This window comes from Deltaproteobacteria bacterium (genome assembly GCA_013151235.1).
Classification (GTDB): Bacteria; CG2-30-53-67; CG2-30-53-67; order CG2-30-53-67; family CG2-30-53-67; genus JAADIO01.
Genome location: JAADIO010000041.1, coordinates 26,226 through 42,076, shown reverse-complemented (window position 1 = coordinate 42,076; position 15,851 = coordinate 26,226). Strand labels below are relative to the sequence as shown.

Sequence of the window (15,851 nt, the reverse complement as noted above, 5' to 3'; positions counted from 1 at the left end):
GGGGGGGGGTGTGCCCTTTCCTCTTCACCGGTCACCCCGATGGAGGGCCTGCCTGCGGTGGTTCTGCTTCTCCTTCCGGTCTTTGTGTTGGCTCTGCTTCGCAGGAAGGGAAGCAAGGTGCGCTGGTAGGAAGGAGGTCGTAAAACTGTCATAAAAAAAGCGGCAGGGAAAAATTCCCTGCCGCTTTTTTTCTCCATCCAGGAACTGGATGAAGAAAAAAGACTTTCAGCTTCCCAGAATCAGGGTTCCCACGGAGAGCGTGACGTTCAGTCCGGTTTGCCCCCTTTCTTTGCCCTGTTTCATCCGAAGGTTTTTGATGTAGAGAAGGTCTTCCGAGGTTTCGATCTGATAAAGATATCGCGTCAACGCTTCCATTCCGATCTTTTCGAGTTTGATCTGGACCAGGGATTCCTTGAAGCGACCGACCGGGGTTTCCCGCTGTGGTTTGATGTAGATGATCTTGTCTTTCATCTCCGCTTTTGTGGCCAACTGTTCCAGGTAGGCAAAAACGGAAAAATCCTTGCCCCGCTGTTCGATGATCTTCCGGATCCGGTCCATTCCGCCCCGATCCTGCACGACCGAGGATCGCAGACGAACCATCTCCGTGATCTCTTCCCTCTTTTTTTTAATTTTCCGATTGAGCAGGGCATTGCGATCCATAAGAGGCCCCAGGATCAAGGAATAGACAAAGATGAGAATGAGAAAAAGGATCGAGGCCAGCACCATTCGCTGTTCCCGAAGGCTGATGTGCTGATAATACTGCAGGGCCTTCCGGATCTGAGGAAATTTGCGGATCCGGTCCGCAAGAAGGGAGAATCGATTCTTCTTGTTGATTTCCGGGTCCGGGGGGGGGAGCTGTAGATGCTCCTTCGTTTCCTCCGCTTCCATTGAGGAACTCTCCCCGCGGGATAGGTCCTTCCCATGATCGCCGGCGCCACCTTTGCCCGATGTCTTTTCCGGTGGGATAACGGGTTCCGCAGCGAGGGTCTGCTCCGATGTCAAACCGGTTTCATCCGTGACCCGGAGAACATGCTCTTTCCGCTCCGAAGAGGACGGGGCCGGGTCGGGTGTAGAGGCTTGTGTGTTGATTGGAGGAACGCCCTCCAGAAGGGCCTCCCATCCTTTCGGGTCAAGATTTTCTTTCGTCTTTTTCCGAAGCTCGTCTTCTTTGTCTGGCATGGATAGATCACTTTCTGAATGTTTTACCGGACGGCCCGGTTGCCGTTATTCATGGAAAAGGACTTCAATGGCCAAACGGCGATAGTGCTTCGCTCCTGTCGAATTGGCGGCATATCGGATGATTGGTTTTCGGTACACTTCCGCTTCGCTCAGGGTGATGTTTCTCGGGATTCGTGTCTTGAAAACCTTGTCCCCGAAATATTCATGAATCTGTTCATAAAAAATGCGGTTCAGGGTCGTTCTTTTGTCAAACATGGTAATCAGAATCCCCATGAGGTGGATGCGGTGTCCTAATTGCATGGAGATGGTGGTCAGCATGTTGTTCAACATGTCGAATCCTTTGGTTGCATAATACTTTGCCTCGGTCGGGATAATGATGTCGCTCGACGCCAGAAGGGCATTCAAACTGAGCACCCCGAGGGAGGGAGGGCAGTCGATAATGGTATAGTCATATTCCCCGTCCACCCGTTGCAGGGCATGGCCGAGCCGATAAGGACGATTGGTGCTTTGTGCGAGTTGAACGTCGCAACCGGCCAAGTCCATGTGCCCCGGAAGGAGATCGAGTCGATCCAGGATCGTCTTGCAGCGGACATCCTCGAAGGGCGTTTCTTCGTTGATCAGAAGATCGTATACGGTCTTCCGGCACCGGGCCGGATCGATATCCAGCCCGATTGTGGCGTTGGCCTGGGCGTCCATATCGATCAGGAGTACCCGTTGCTCCAATTCCGCAAGACAAGCCGAGAGATTGATGGCCGTTGTGGTCTTTCCAATCCCTCCTTTCTGGTTGATGATGGAAATTACCTTCATCGAATTCCCGCCGTGATAACAGGTGCAATGCCATTTCGTCCCTTTCAGGAGAATCCCGTTATTTCTTGAATGGAATTAATATCTGGAAGTTGATCCGGCTCTTGTTTCTGCCGACCTTGGCGTTGCTGACCTTGGCATTCACAAAGATTGTTGACTTTCTGAGTTCCTTTTCGATCTTGTTCACCGATTCGAAGGTATCGGTCCATCCCGTGAAGCGGATCGATTTGTCGTCAATGGTGAAATCCGTGATGGCAAGTTCAATGTCTTTGGGGATCCGGACACTCAGCTCATTCAGAACCTCCAGGGCGGAAGGTTTCTCTCCGAAAACAGTTTTGAAGATCTCATTCTGTTTTTCCAGGTCCTTCATCTTCAGTTTCATCTGTTCCAGTTCATTCACAATATTTTTTACATCGGGGAATGTCTCATGGAAGAGTAGGCGCATTTCCTGTTGAAGCCGGTGATAGTGATATTCTTTTGCCTGGATCCCCACAAAAAAGTCCGTGAAAAATCCCACGATCAGGATGGCCACAATGATCAGCGCATGGCGCAGTTCCTGTTTGGAGTTTATGATGCTTGAGAAAAAGGAGGTTTTCTGTCTGCGGAATACGCTCCCCAGAGCATCCTTCCCCATCCACATGAAAGCCAGACCGAGAGGGGCCGGCAGACCCGTCCCCGGGGTTCCTTCCGCAAGGGAATGTTTCAATGCAGGCAAAGGATCGGGGGTTTTGGCCCGCACCTCAACGGCTTTCTCAAGGAGCGGAATGAGGAGCGGAAGTCCGGTAGTGTATCCCGTCACATAAAGGGTCTCGGGCATGCTCGTTTGTGGCTGCATCAGGTAAAGGTTACACTCTTTCCGTATCTGTGAGGCGATTTCGGTTTCCCCCCCCGAGAGGGCACGGGTGATTTCATCTTTTTCCGTCGGGGTGAGGGAGGAAAAACGTTCCGGAAGTGTCTCCACATTCAGTCCGGTAATGGACGTCAGCTTGTTTGTGAGATCCTGCCCTCCCCAAGTGAGATTTACGAAGTGTTGCAACACGCCCATCCGGTAGATGGAGAGGATGCTGAAATCGGGAAGGACATGAAGGTGGAGGATGGTCTTGCTTTTTTCGATCTGTTTGAGGGTAAAGAGTGCATTTGCCGCCGCCAGGGAAGAAACCCCGATCATTTGAAGGGGAATTCCGGCATCGGCAAAGAGTGACGAACGTTGATCCAGCACCTTCTTCGGGAGGCTGTAGACCAGGAGGTTGCTTCGGTCGCGATCCTGCTCCAGGACCCGGTAACAGATCTCCAGCTCGGAAAGGGGGAAGGGAACGAGAGGTTCCAGTTCGAAGGGGAGGATCTTGTTGATCCTGCCCCGATCCCGGAACGGAACGGAGACTCTTCGTGTGATGAGCATGTCTCCGGACACGGAGGTAATGACTTCCTCCTTGTGTAATTGGTGCTCCGTGAAGAAGAGCGAAAGCCCCTCCGACGTGAGTGCATCTTTCCGCAACGGTTCCTCAATCAACCGGAGAATTTCGACCTGCTTCCGCTGCACGCCGATCTCGACACCGTAAAGAGCATCCCGGAAGATTTCAATTGCTGTAATGATTCTTGACATATCCGCTCTTTACTCCTCGCGCCAGTAGACGATGTTTACCGTATCATTATTTGGGATTCTTTTCAAGACTGCATAAACGGATTTCACAATCCGGTTGACTTTGACTTTGGTGTCGACGGAAAAGTAGGTCGATTTTACATCGAGCATCTTCCGGATGTTTTCGGGGAGGGCACTATATCCGTTGAGTCCCTTCAGGTCGGCCGAGGACTCAATCGGTCGTGCCGCTTCGACTTCATCGGCAAAGGATCGATCGCCGAGAGCGACCAGTACTTCATCGGGAGCCGTGTTGACATTGATCTTCCGTGGTTTGTCATCCCCGCCGATATCGGTGAAGATGTCGGAGAGTCCCACGGGGACTTCCTCGGTGCCCCCGTAATAAATACGGTCATCGATCCCCTGGATCCGGAAAAGCTCCGTCAGGTCCCAGATCTCTCCGTTACGGATCTCGTAGGGTGGATCAAGTGATTGATAATAGTCGTTTTCGGCGCCGAAATTGAATACCACGTTATCGCTGTCAATCCAGTCCTGGATCGAATCCATGACGGTGTCGTCCAGTGTAAGGACGGACTGGATGTTCTGCGCGAGCCCGGGAAGCCGACCCGCCTGAGTGGAGTTCTTCAGGAAAAGATTCTTCGTATCGTTGATGGAGATCTTTCCATCTTCATCGTGAATGGCCATTTGGATCCGGATGGTGCCTCCTGCTTCTTCGTGGACGTTGGGAGTGGCCCAAATAGCATCCTCTGGGCTGTCGGGATCGTCGAAGTCAAAGTTCTCGTCGGCCAGCAACAGGGCGATGGCCGCCTCCAGGGTTCCCCGTGCCAGGAAGGAGGCACGGGTCTGGTCCCGGAAATTGTCAGCGAGATGGAGGTTGATCCGGGTGGTATAGTTCAGGTCAAGAAGCAGAGCGGAAAGTGCCCCGACGACGAGCAGCACGAGGATCAGGGCGATCCCCCGCTCATTATGCCGCCTGCCTTCTCTGACGTGGTCTGTTTTCATGGGACCGGGTTCCCCCTGATTTTTTTACCCCGGCGCAGCATCGGCTGGAGGGTGGTCCGAAAATAAATCGGGTGGTCCTGATCGTCGAGGACGGTCAGCTCCACGCGGATCAGGTCGGGCAGATCGGGTTTCTTCCATTGGTCAAACCACTTGTTCTCCCGGGCCTGGAAATAAGAGAATTTCAGACTTTTCACCCGGTCCGTTAAAGGATAAAACTTTCCTCCTTTCCGAAGGTCCATGTCGGGGGTCATGTCGATACTTTTAATCAGATGCCGGGTGTTGCTCAGCTCGTCCACATCAAAGAAATAGCCGACCTCCGCGAGGGTTCCGTCGGTACTCTTCGGAGTACGCCGCCCCAGCGAGGTGGTCAGGAAATAGACGGCATCCGTCGGGTTTTCTCTCGATTCCGAGGCGATACCGAGGAGTCCGGCCGGCGTCCTTCCTTTTCGGTAATAAGTGCCGCGTAGTTCACGGGAGAGCATATCGAAGAATGCCTGTGCCGTCTGGTAGGCATCTTCACTCGATTCCAGAATCGAGGCCGTTCTCGTCGTTCCCAGGAAAGAGGAATAGATCACACCCAGGATAATTGAGAGGATCACGATCGCAACAAGAACCTCTAACAGGGTCAGGCCCTTTTCGGAACGGTAAAGGATCATAGGCCGGCCGCCTTCATCGTGACAAAACTGGAAAGCGTAACGGAGTTGTTTTTCTTGTCTTCCGGATTCCAGAAGACGGTCAGGTCGATCCGGAAGAGGGAATCGGCATCCGTGGCCGACAGAGTATATTCCCAGTGATAGGATGCAAACTCCTCTTTCTCAAAATCCCCTTCATCGAAATATTGCGGCATGGACGGGCTGCTCGTAATTTCGAGCATCTTTCGGGTCATCATTTCCTGGGCCAGGAGGGTGGCTTCCTCGGTATGGTTGGTGACCTGTTGCAGCCGAATCGTCTTGATCTGCAGGTTCAGGAGCGTGACGAGAGAGATTCCCATGATGGCAACGGCGAAAATGACCTCCATCAGGGTAAAACCTCTATTCCCCGTTGTCGGCATTCCGGGTTTCCTCCGTATAACCTTGTTCGACAGTGATTCTCCCCGTAAGAGGATTGATCACCAGTGTGTACTGTTTCTCTTTCTGCAATAGATGGATCCGGTTCCCGAAAATCATGCCGTTGATCCCGATGCGGAGGGTCGCCGTTCCTTCCGTGATTTTGTCACCGCTTTCGGTGATCACGTCTTCGATCTTCACGTGGCGGGGAAGGGTATAGCGATGGATCAGGATCGATGAATCCATCTCGTAGCGGACTGTTTCGATTTCGCCTTCTTTGTGGTACACCGCCCGTTCAACATGTATTTCTCCTTTGGAAAGATCGCAGACAATCCGTCGCGGGATTCCTTCCGCGACGGCCAGGCTTCGGGCCGCGGTCAGCAATGCCCGCAATTGCCGCACCGACTCCCTGAGGTCCGTGGAATAAAGGACATTCCCGATCTTCGGCAGGGTAAAACTCAGGACGATGGTGATCAGCAGAAGGGTGACGATCAACTCAAGGAGAGTGAAGCCCCCTTGCCCCGGCTTATTCCAGGTTCCAGCTTTCGATATCCGCATACTTCCCTTCGCCGCCGTCTTCCCCATCCGCCCCATAGGATTCCAGATCATATTCCTTGCTGTGGACACCGGGGGAGAGGTAGACATAGGGATTGTGCCAAGGGTCGAGCGGGACCTTCCCTTTGTCCAGGTATCCTCCCTCGTGCCAGTTTGGGGGGACCGGATCGCCCGACGGTTTTTCAACAAGGGCTTTGAGGCCCTGTTCAGTCGTGGGAAAACTTCCGTTGTCCCGTTCATAAAGGGCCAGTGCGCTTTCAATATTCCGGATCTGCACCATAGCGGCGGTCCTCCGGGCCTCTTCCGTCCGGCCGAAGAGTTTGGGACCGATAATGGTGGCCAGGATCGAAAGAATGACCAGGACCACTAACAGTTCGATTAAGGTAAAGCCTTTCCGGTCGAGCATGGGCAACCTCCTGTTTCATTATCGGATCAATTGATTGATTTCAAAGATCGGCAGCAGAATCGAGAGGACGATAAAGCCCACCACCAGCGCCAGTCCGACGATCATAATCGGTTCCAACAGGGAGGTCAGAGTGCTGATGGTGGAGTTGATCTCATTGTCCGTGGTGTCGGCCACTTTGTTCAGCATCTCCTCCAGTGTGCCGCTCTTTTCTCCTACGAAGATCATGTGGATGACAATCGGAGGGAAGACACCGCTCCGTTTTAAGGGCTCATGAATCGTGGATCCTTCCCCGATATGGGTTCGGGCATCTTCAATGGTTTGCTCCAGGATCTTGTTTCCGACGACGTTCTTGACGATGTCCAGCGCGTTCAGCAGGGGGACTCCGTTTTTCAGAAGTGTCCCCAGGGTCCGGGAAAAACGGGTGATGGCGATCTTGCGGACGAGAGATCCGAAGAGAGGCATTTTTAACTTGAGACGATCGAAATGGATCCGTCCCTGCTCGGTCCGGGTATAGGCTTTCATGCCGGAAAAGACGGCAAGAATCAGAAAAAGGAAAAGCCACCAGTAGTTCTGGGTAAAACGGCTGATGACAATGAGGATTGCCGTAGGCAACGGCAGGGTTTGCTTCATGTCGGCGAAAATCTGCGTCACCGACGGGACGACATAGATGAGGAGAAAGAGCAGGACGATCAGGGCAATCGAGATGGTCACCGCCGGGTAGATCAATGCCGATCCGACCTTCCGTTTCAGCTCGACCTGCTGTTCCAGAAAATCGGCCAGCCGGAGCAAGACAATGTCCAGAGAGCCACTGCTCTCGCCGGAGCGGATCATATTCACCATCAATGATGAGAAGGCACGGGGATGACGGGACAGGGCATCGGCAAAACTCATTCCTTCCCGGACTGATTCCCGGACCTGGGACATGATTTTTTGCAAGCCCTTATTGTCGATCTGTTCAATCACCGCCGACAGAGTTTCCACTAAGGGGATCCCCGCGTTGAGTAACGTGGAGATCTGCCGGATCATGACCGAGATCTCAATGGGGCGGATTCGAGCAAAAAGGACGATGTTGGCGGAACTCTTTTTTCCCTGGACGGCGGTTGTTTCGTAAAGATCGGTCAGAAAGACTTCCGCTTCCCGGAGTTTGCTCCGTGCCTCCTGGGTGGAATCGGCATCAATGACCCCCGTAATGGTTTTGCCTTTTTTGTTGAGGGCTTTGTATTCGTAGACTGCCATAGGCTCTTTGATTCCGTCTCAAATACTTCATCTGCGGCGTTGCTGCGATTTCCTCGTCACTGCAGCGTACAAAATGTACGCCTCATTCCTCAAAAATCGCGCGCCTTGCATCTGAAGCATTTGAAACGGAATTTAATGTTTGATGGTGTCGTAAAAAGTCGTTTTTCGGATTCCGTTCATGGTTCGACAAGCTCACCACGAACGGAATATCAATGACTTACACCGTTCGCCCTGAGCGTGTCGAAGGGTCGAACGGACTTTTTACGACTTCATCAATGTTTGTTACCCAATAAAGATGACCAACCGTTCTTCATTACTCCTCAAAACCTTCGCGCGGGGCGATCGGATCTTTTCGTAAAGCCTTGGGTAATTCCCACGTTAATCATCAAACTCAAAAATCGAGCGCCTTGCATCTAAAGAATTTGAGACGGAAATTGCCGGTTGTTGCCGGCTGCCGATTGCTGATCCCCAGTTTCTAATTCCTGATTTCTGGTTTCTGTTCCTACTCCTGCGTGACCCGAAGGACCTCTTCAATGGTGGTGATCCCTTGCAGGACCTTATAGGCGCCGTCTTCCCGAAGGGTTCGCATTCCGTTTTGAACCGATTTTTCCTTGATCCGGTTTGAGTCTGCATTCTGCATAATTAGTTTGTTGATGTTGTCGTTTGCCACCATCAGTTCATAGATCCCGGTCCTTCCGTGATATCCGGTTTCAAGGCATTGATCGCATCCTTTTCCGTGTGAAAAAACCGGATTTTTCACACGATCCGGATCCAGGCCCAGCTCCTCTAATTCGGCCCGGGTCGGTTTGTAGGAGACTTTACAGATCGGGCAGATCACCCGGACCAGGCGCTGGGCCATGATCCCGAGAATTGAGGAGGAAACGAGAAAGGGCTCGATCCCCATATCGGTCAACCGGGTGATCGCTCCGGCGGCATCGTTGGTGTGGAGTGTGGAAAAGACAAGATGTCCTGTCAGTGAGGCCTGGATGGCGATTTCCGCCGTCTCCAAGTCCCGGATTTCTCCGATCATGATGACGTCCGGGTCCTGGCGGAGAATGGACCGGAGTCCCCTGGCAAAGGTCAGGTCGATCTTCGGATTGGCCTGGATCTGTCCGATTCCCTTGATCTGGTATTCGATCGGATCCTCGATGGTGAGGATGTTTTTGTCGGGGGAATTGATCTTGTTCAGCGCGGCGTAGAGACTTGTGCTTTTCCCGCTTCCCGTCGGTCCGGAGACTAAGATGATGCCGTGACTCTTCCGGATCATGCGGGAAAAGAGTTTATAGTTCCGGTCCACGAGGCCGATATCTTCGAGGTCGAAGATCGTGGCATTCTTGTCCAGGAGCCTCAAAACGACACGTTCCCCGAAGGCGGTGGGGATGATAGAGACCCGTATGTCGACTTCTTTGTTCGCGATCTTGATCTTGATCCGGCCGTCCTGAGGGAGACGTTTCTCGGCGATGTTGAGGTTCGCCATGATCTTGATCCGGGAGATCAGAGCAGACTGAAATTTTTTCGGAGGCTGGAGCCGTTCGTAGAGGACACCGTCGATCCGGTATCGGACCAGCATGTCCTTTTCATAGGGTTCGAGATGGATATCGCTGGCCCGGGACTCTACGGCCTGGTAGAGGATCAGGTTGATCAGTTTGATGATCGGCGCCTCGGTTTCGGCATCGAGGAGATCCTGCACCTCTTCCAACTCTTCGGCAATATTTTCGAATTCCTCCCCCGAGAGATCGTCGATGACCCGCTCGGCCGTATCGGTGGCACTTCCGAAGTAGAGGTTGATGCTCCGGTTGATCTCCTCCTCCGTGGCTGTGTAGGGTTCGACATGCTTGAGCAGTAATTTGCCCAGGTCGTACAGCGGGGCCATGTTCGCCGGGTCGGAAATCGCCACCCGGACTCCGCTGTCGTCCTCGAAAAAGGGAAAGAGGAGGAAACGTTTGAGATAACTGCGGGGGATTCGATTCAGTGTCTCTTCGCTCAACTGAGGTTCCGGGATTTTCTTCAAAAGGGGCATCCCGATGCTTTTGTTCTGCGGGTTCATCATTTGCTTCCTTCCGGGAGTGTTTCTTCCGGTGTCGGGTCCTTCCGGGGTTCCGGACGGGTCTGTGCCGGGGAAGGGGTTGGATGGGGGGTCCTGTGCAGGACAGCTTTGTCCGTTGGCTCGGCCACCTTCCGGGCCGGTGTGGTACTTTCCTTCGGTGCGGTTCCTTCCGGGCCGTAAAAATGTTTGCTGGGCTCCATCGGGGCGTCTTTCTTCTGGTACTTTTTAAACTCGTGATCCTTCAATTCGGAAAGTTGGGCCGCCTCCGTGGGGTTCATGATGATGTGAGGAGTGAGAAAGATCATCAGGTTTGTTTTGGTCTTTTCCGTGCGTGTCGAACGAAAGAGATACTTGATCCAGGGCAGGTCGCCCAGACAGGGGACCTTGCTCTCCGTTTGCGTGACATCATTCCCGATCAGCCCGCCGATAACGATCGTGTGGCCGTTCTGAACCGTAACGGTTGTATCGGCGGACCGTTTCGTCGTGACCGGTGCCGTGGCGCCCGTCCCTTCCGTGGCCTGGGCATTGACGTTGGAGATTTCCTGGAAAAGCTTCAACCGGACGAAACCATTCTGGCTGATGTGGGGGGTCACCTTCATGGTGACGCCGACATCGCGGAAGTCGAATGTCTGGAAAACATCATTAACACCCTGTCCGCCGGTCCGGGCCTGGGTCAGGAAGGGGCGGTTCTCGCCGACCTTGATCTCTGCCTCCTCGTTGTCCATGGTCAGGATCTGGGGGGTTGAGAGGATATCCGTATCGGACCGGCTGGCCACGGCCTTGATCAGGGCGGAGATCGTAGGAAATTTCTGACCGTTGAATTCGATAAAATTTCCGAAGACCCCGAGGTTGAATCCGGTCAGCGGAGGAGCGGTTCCCGCATTAATAGCGGCGATCGTTGTCCCCAGATCTCCCTGCACCATGGAGCCGCCGAAACCAAGGCGATCAATGGAGTCGTCTTTCCCGATCTTCCCGCCAAGGGTCTCCCAGTCGACACCGACGGAGATCGTGTCATTCCCCCGCACCTCCATGATCAGGGCCTCGATCAGGACCTGGGCACGAGGAATGTCGAGCTTCTCGATGACGTCCTTGATCTGTTTGTAATCCTGGGGGTTGGCATCAATGATGAGGGAATTGGTCGCCTTGTCGGCAACGATTTTGATATCCGTTTCGCTGGGAAGCCGGGTGCCTCCCCGGCCTCCCTTTTTCTGTTTTTCTGCATTGATGCCGGTGATGAATTTGTTGAGAACGGCAACGACCTCTTCGGCGATGGCGTTCTGAAGATAGTAGATGTTGACCCGTCCCGTTCCGGAGGGGGCTTTGACATCAAGTCTTTCGACGAGCTTGGTAATGGTTTCGTAGTCGTTCTTCGTGGCCAGGACGATCAGGGAGTTGGTCCGTTCGTCGGAGATAATCTTGGCCGAGGTGGAGACGCCCGAGACGGATGATGCCGTCCCCGCGGTCAATGACCTTCGGCGCCGGTTAGGGACCCTGCGAATCGAGGAGGTCCGAAGACCCGCTCCTCCCTGTTCAAGAATCTTGTTCAGATGGTCCGAGATTGTTCTGACCGAGGCATAATGCAGGGGAATGACGTAGAGCTCTGCATGGTATCCCTTGACATCGAGTTGATTGATGATGGACATGATCCGGTGCAGGTTCGATTTGATGTCGGTCATGATCAAAGTGTTCGTCTCCTTGTAGGGGATGAGATTCCCGTACTTGGAGAAGAGGGGACGAATCAGGGTCGCAATCTCATCGGCATTGACGTACCGCAGCCGGGTGATCCGGGTAACGAATTCATCCTTCCGGTCGCCGAGATCGGAAACCTTGCCTACAATCGTTTGAATGCCCCGCTGCTTGGCCTCGGAACTGGGGACGATTTTGATGACCTGACCCGCAGGGATCAGGGTGAATCCCTTCAGATCCAGAATGGATTCGAAGACGTTGTAGGCCTCGGGGATGGTTACCTTCTCCGGCGAGATGATGGTCACCTTCCCCTTGACTTTGTCGTCGATAATAAAGTTTTTCTGGGTGATTTCACTGATAAATTTGATCAGAATCCGTATATCGGCATCTTCGAAATTCATGGTGATCAGTTCTTCGGCCGAGACAACCGGAGTCCGGACCCATGGGAGGATTATCATGCTGACCAACAGAACCGTGTAGAAAAAAGTTCTTGTCCCTTTTAAGTTCATTCTCCGCTCCTGATTGTCAATAGTGAGTCCCGATTTTTGCGATTGCTGTGAGCTGTGCCGGCTGTCTTATTCCAGTGTGTAACTGATGTTCATGTATTCATTATTTCGTTCAATCCCGAGATCCAGACTGTCCGAATCGGCGTATTTATTGAAGATCTCGAAGATGTTCTTGAAATTGCCGGCCGGGGTACCGTTGATGTCCTTGATAATGTCGTTTCGGAGCAGGCCGAGTTCCGCGAGCCGGCTTCCCCTCCGGACATAAGTCACGGTGAATCCGTCCCGTTTCCCCGATGCGAAGTGAGGAATGATACGCACATCCCGCATGATGGAGCGCAGATCGGTGACGGCCTCCCGGATTTCCGATTTTTTGATGACCAGCGGCGACGCGGCTTGTCGATCGGATCGTGCAGGTGTATGACGACCTTTTTTGTCCTCCTGGAACATGAGGAGCAATTCCTTGTTACCGTTCCGATTGATGACCACACGGTCGTTCAGGATCGAGGCGATCGTGACGCCGCTGCTGATGCTGTCATTGATATGATAGAGGTCCTGGGATCGCAATTTTTCGTCCTCGATAACGGCAAAGGAGTTGCCTTTCGTGCTGACGACAGTCCCCTTGAGAATCAACTTCAGGTTTGTCAGCGGATGATCGGAGAGATCCTCCTCTTGGTTGTTTTTCTCCGTATCGGGAGGAGCCGGTTTCTCAAAGAGTTTCCGTTCGGCGATTCGGGAGAAGGCGGAAAAGGGTTTCACGGTTTTTTCCCCGGAGAAGGTCGGTTTCTTTGTGGTCTGTTCCGGCAGGTCTAGATCAAGACGGCTGTTGATTATCTTCATGGAGATATCCGCCACGAAGAGAATGATCAGCGTGGTCAGAACGAGATGGAAGATATTCACTTTCTTCATTAAGAAGGCCTCGGAAATCGTGTAAGTTCTTTTAATTTAGTTAAAATTCCTATTCTTGTCAAGAAAATTACGGGAGTGTACAACTCCTTCGGAAGTGTCTTCGTCACACTTTACGTCGTTTGTTTTTTGACGGAACTGAAGTTGTGTTTGAATTGTTAAAAAGAGATCTTTCAGAAAAAGATTCTATAGTTCCGATTGAAATGTTCCGATAACACTTACAAGAGAAGTGCCAAAATTCCGATACAAATTTCTTGACAGGTTGAGGGTCTATGATAGAATTTTATTAAGTACCGGTCATTTGTATTCCTTTGCAACTGTCTGAAAGATGGAGAAGATCCTATGGTGAGTCGTCTTGCCGTGAGTTTGTTCTGTGTTTTCTGCCTGCTTCTTGCGGGTTGTGCCGCGATCGGGAGCGGGTCGGGAAAGACCCTCCTCTGGTCGCAGGAAACCGGCCCCATCCATGCCGGGCACTTTCATTGTGTCGTGCAGGGGGACATCAATAGTGACGGAGTTGTTGATCTTGCCGCCGGTTCCTTTCTCCCCGGCGGGATTGCCCTCTGGATGGGAGACGGCAACGGTAAGTGGCGTGCTTCCCGGGGGCCTGCCGTGAGCGGTGATGTGCGGGCGATTGCACTGGGAGACCTGAACAGTGATGGTCGGCTGGATATGATAATCGGTGGACAGCAGGATTTAAAAGGGGTGGTCGTCTTCCTTCAGAAAAAAGACGGCACCTGGTGGAAAGGGAACTCCCCTGCCGATCTGGGGAGCTACAATGCCCTGAAATGTGTTGACATAAACCATGACGGGCATCTCGATATTATCGGCGCCAACAGCTCCGGCGAAGAGAACGGCGGGCTCCAGGTCTGGCTGGGGGACGGTCGCGGGAACTGGACCGCGGAAATCGGTCCCGATGCCGCCCATATCTACCGGGATGTTGCTGTGACCGACTTGAACGGTGATGGGAGACTCGATCTGGTGGGGACAACCTGGGGTCATCCGGGCGGGATCCGGATCTTCCTGGGCAGCGGGGACGGGGCTTGGTCGGCCTTCCCCTCCCCGGCGAAGGAAGGGGATTTCTGGGGGGTCACGGCGGCGGACCTGAATGGAGACGGCCGTATCGATATTGCGGCGACCACCTATTATCATGGGATACGCGTCTGGTACGGAAACGGGCAGGGCGGTTGGGAGGATGCCGTTTTTCCCGTGAACCGGGGATTTTTCTGGGATGTCGATGCGGCTGACTTTAATCGCGATGGCCGGATGGATCTTGCAGCGACCTCGGTGAACTCCCGGGGTGTCCGGCTCTGGCTTGCCTCCCGTGCGGGGGGGTGGCTCCTTTCTCAGGGACAGTTGCCGGAGGGAGGTTCCTATTACGGACTGGCCGTAGCCGATGTGGACGGCGACGGGAACCGGGATCTGGTCGCGGCAAGCTACAGTGAAGGAGTCCAGGTCTGGTTAGGCGGCCGACACACGGGCGCGCATGCCGCCGGACCCACGGTCGCTGCGGAGCCGGAACATCCGGTCAAGCCCTACCGGGCAATTACCCGGTTCGGGATCCCCTTCAAAACAACAGGGATAGAGATCACCGACGCCGGACAGAGCGTCCTGGCGGAACTGATTCATCTGATCCGGATTTCCCCGAGCGTGGAGAGTATCCGAATCGAGGGGCATGCCCAGACCGGCGAATCGGTTGTCGACGGGAGTTCCCTCATGGCCCTTTCCAGGAAGCGGGCCGATGCGGTCCGGGACCTGTTGGCAGGGAGAGTTTCCATTCCGTCCTCCCGGATCTCGACGGTCGGTTTTGCCGACGGGAAACCGGTGAGCGCGGCCCTTCGGGCCAAGGGGGTGACCAACCGCCGTGTTGATGTGGTGGTGACACATCTGCGCAGCGTGGATGACGGACTGGCGCCCGGCGAAGAGGACCGGAAGAAACAGAAGGAATTCCAAAAGAATCAGATGCTGAATGAATACCGGATCGGTCCCGGAGATATACTGAAGATCACTTTCTGGAAGCAGTTCAGCGCCGACGAGTATGAGGTGCCGGTCCGTCCGGATGGGACCCTCTCTTTTTCCATGGTGGACGATCTGAAGGTTTCCGGGCTGACGATTACGGAGCTGGACCATCTGCTGACGAAGCAATTAAGCCGATATTTCAAGCACCCCCGCGTCGATATTCTCATCAAGGAACATCACAGTCAGGAGGTGATCCTTCTCGGTGCCATCAACTCCCTGGTCCGACAACCGACCGGTCCGGGGATCTATACCCTGACAAAACCGACCCGGATTGTGGAGCTGGTGACTCTTGCAGGCGGGCCGAAACCGACGGCGAACCTGAAAAAGATTGCCGTGACCCGGAAGAACGGCACGACCCTCTACGTCAATCTCTATAAAGCGATCTTTCAGTCCGACCTCTCCCAGAATATTCCCGTCTATCCGGGGGACTCGATTTTTATCCCGGAAACCTCCGCGGGGGTCAGCAAGGTCTTTGTCTTCGGTGAGGTGAAGAATCCCGGGGTCTTCGACCTGAAAGAGGGGATGAACGTTCTTGAAGCCGTCGGGCAGGCCGGAAGTTTCACCAAGGATGCCGTGGTACAGAGCGTGCGGCTCATTCGGGGAGATATCTCCCGACCGGAGGTGATCCCTGTGAATCTCAAGCATTTTTTCCGGACGGGGGACCTTTCCGACAATCTGACACTCCGGAACAATGATATCATCTATGTGCCCAGAACGAAGATTGCAGGTTTGAGCCATTTCCTGCAACAGGTTAGGCCGGCCCTCGATTTAGTACTCTTTCCCTATAACTTCGAGGCCCTGCGTACAACAATCGACCTGAATAGAAAGGGTGTTCGAACCCTGACGAAATAACGTGAGCCGGAAGATT

The 15,851-nt window shown here is 53.6% G+C and carries 13 protein-coding genes and 1 pseudogene (1 of these 14 only partly in view); 2 read left to right on the top strand and 12 right to left on the bottom strand.

Annotated elements, in window-relative coordinates; genetic code table 11:
- A pseudogene (locus GXP58_08210) lies at window positions 1–143 on the top strand (carboxypeptidase regulatory-like domain-containing protein) (it extends 4,738 nt beyond the left edge of the window).
- Window positions 144–225: 82 nt separating this feature from the next.
- Here the strand turns inward: GXP58_08210 and GXP58_08205 are convergent.
- From GXP58_08205 to GXP58_08150, 12 genes are all read right to left on the bottom strand, one after another.
- A complete protein-coding gene (locus GXP58_08205; protein ID NOY53588.1) occupies window positions 226–1,179 on the bottom strand; it encodes a type II secretion system protein M in 954 nt (317 codons plus the stop codon).
- A 45-nt stretch (window positions 1,180–1,224) separates the two neighbouring features.
- A complete protein-coding gene (locus GXP58_08200; protein NOY53587.1) occupies window positions 1,225–1,986 on the bottom strand; it encodes a ParA family protein in 762 nt (253 codons plus the stop codon).
- Between the two features lie 58 nt (window positions 1,987–2,044).
- A complete protein-coding gene (locus GXP58_08195) occupies window positions 2,045–3,586 on the bottom strand; it encodes a pilus assembly protein PilM (GenBank protein ID NOY53586.1) in 1,542 nt (513 codons plus the stop codon).
- A gap of 9 nt (window positions 3,587–3,595) precedes the next feature.
- Window positions 3,596–4,582 carry a general secretion pathway protein GspK gene (locus GXP58_08190; GenBank protein ID NOY53585.1) on the bottom strand — a complete coding sequence of 329 codons (987 nt, stop codon included), beginning with the start codon at window positions 4,580–4,582 and terminating at the stop codon, window positions 3,596–3,598.
- Window positions 4,579–5,238, bottom strand: coding sequence for a prepilin-type N-terminal cleavage/methylation domain-containing protein (locus tag GXP58_08185; GenBank protein ID NOY53584.1), 660 nt, complete (start codon window positions 5,236–5,238; stop codon window positions 4,579–4,581). Before GXP58_08185 ends, GXP58_08190 begins: the two co-directional genes overlap by 4 nt.
- Window positions 5,235–5,633 carry a prepilin-type N-terminal cleavage/methylation domain-containing protein gene (locus tag GXP58_08180; GenBank protein NOY53583.1) on the bottom strand — a complete coding sequence of 133 codons (399 nt, stop codon included), beginning with the start codon at window positions 5,631–5,633 and terminating at the stop codon, window positions 5,235–5,237. The genes GXP58_08185 and GXP58_08180 overlap by 4 nt, the downstream gene beginning before the upstream one ends.
- Window positions 5,614–6,237 (bottom strand): prepilin-type N-terminal cleavage/methylation domain-containing protein, encoded by a 624-nt coding sequence (locus GXP58_08175; GenBank protein NOY53582.1) that lies wholly within the window; start codon window positions 6,235–6,237, stop codon window positions 5,614–5,616. Before GXP58_08175 ends, GXP58_08180 begins: the two co-directional genes overlap by 20 nt.
- On the bottom strand, window positions 6,155–6,589 hold the full coding sequence (gspG, locus tag GXP58_08170) for a type II secretion system major pseudopilin GspG (GenBank protein ID NOY53581.1): 435 nt from the start codon (window positions 6,587–6,589) through the stop codon (window positions 6,155–6,157). Before gspG ends, GXP58_08175 begins: the two co-directional genes overlap by 83 nt.
- A gap of 18 nt (window positions 6,590–6,607) precedes the next feature.
- A complete protein-coding gene (gene gspF / locus GXP58_08165) occupies window positions 6,608–7,825 on the bottom strand; it encodes a type II secretion system inner membrane protein GspF (protein NOY53580.1) in 1,218 nt (405 codons plus the stop codon).
- A 502-nt stretch (window positions 7,826–8,327) separates the two neighbouring features.
- Window positions 8,328–9,875, bottom strand: coding sequence for a type II secretion system ATPase GspE (gspE, locus tag GXP58_08160; protein ID NOY53579.1), 1,548 nt, complete (start codon window positions 9,873–9,875; stop codon window positions 8,328–8,330).
- Window positions 9,872–12,067, bottom strand: coding sequence for a type II secretion system secretin GspD (gene gspD / locus GXP58_08155; GenBank protein NOY53578.1), 2,196 nt, complete (start codon window positions 12,065–12,067; stop codon window positions 9,872–9,874). The genes gspE and gspD overlap by 4 nt, the downstream gene beginning before the upstream one ends.
- 66 nt (window positions 12,068–12,133) lie before the next feature.
- Complete coding sequence (locus tag GXP58_08150) at window positions 12,134–12,970, bottom strand: hypothetical protein (GenBank protein ID NOY53577.1); 837 nt, start codon at window positions 12,968–12,970, stop codon at window positions 12,134–12,136.
- Window positions 12,971–13,309: 339 nt separating this feature from the next.
- Here GXP58_08150 and GXP58_08145 point away from each other — a divergent pair, with 339 nt between their 5' ends.
- Window positions 13,310–15,835 carry an OmpA family protein gene (locus GXP58_08145; protein NOY53576.1) on the top strand — a complete coding sequence of 842 codons (2,526 nt, stop codon included), beginning with the start codon at window positions 13,310–13,312 and terminating at the stop codon, window positions 15,833–15,835.
- Window positions 15,836–15,851 lie beyond the last annotated feature (16 nt).

Coding starts and splice junctions, on each gene's coding strand:
- GXP58_08205 (NOY53588.1), bottom strand. CDS start 1,179: ATGCCAGACAAAGAAGACGAGCTTCGGAAAAAGACGAAAGAAAATCTT.
- GXP58_08200 (NOY53587.1), bottom strand. CDS start 1,986: ATGAAGGTAATTTCCATCATCAACCAGAAAGGAGGGATTGGAAAGACC.
- GXP58_08195 (NOY53586.1), bottom strand. CDS start 3,586: ATGTCAAGAATCATTACAGCAATTGAAATCTTCCGGGATGCTCTTTAC.
- GXP58_08190 (NOY53585.1), bottom strand. CDS start 4,582: ATGAAAACAGACCACGTCAGAGAAGGCAGGCGGCATAATGAGCGGGGG.
- GXP58_08185 (NOY53584.1), bottom strand. CDS start 5,238: ATGATCCTTTACCGTTCCGAAAAGGGCCTGACCCTGTTAGAGGTTCTT.
- GXP58_08180 (NOY53583.1), bottom strand. CDS start 5,633: ATGCCGACAACGGGGAATAGAGGTTTTACCCTGATGGAGGTCATTTTC.
- GXP58_08175 (NOY53582.1), bottom strand. CDS start 6,237: ATGATCTGGAATCCTATGGGGCGGATGGGGAAGACGGCGGCGAAGGGA.
- gspG (NOY53581.1), bottom strand. CDS start 6,589: ATGCTCGACCGGAAAGGCTTTACCTTAATCGAACTGTTAGTGGTCCTG.
- gspF (NOY53580.1), bottom strand. CDS start 7,825: ATGGCAGTCTACGAATACAAAGCCCTCAACAAAAAAGGCAAAACCATT.
- gspE (NOY53579.1), bottom strand. CDS start 9,875: ATGATGAACCCGCAGAACAAAAGCATCGGGATGCCCCTTTTGAAGAAA.
- gspD (NOY53578.1), bottom strand. CDS start 12,067: ATGAACTTAAAAGGGACAAGAACTTTTTTCTACACGGTTCTGTTGGTC.
- GXP58_08150 (NOY53577.1), bottom strand. CDS start 12,970: ATGAAGAAAGTGAATATCTTCCATCTCGTTCTGACCACGCTGATCATT.
- GXP58_08145 (NOY53576.1), top strand. CDS start 13,310: ATGGTGAGTCGTCTTGCCGTGAGTTTGTTCTGTGTTTTCTGCCTGCTT.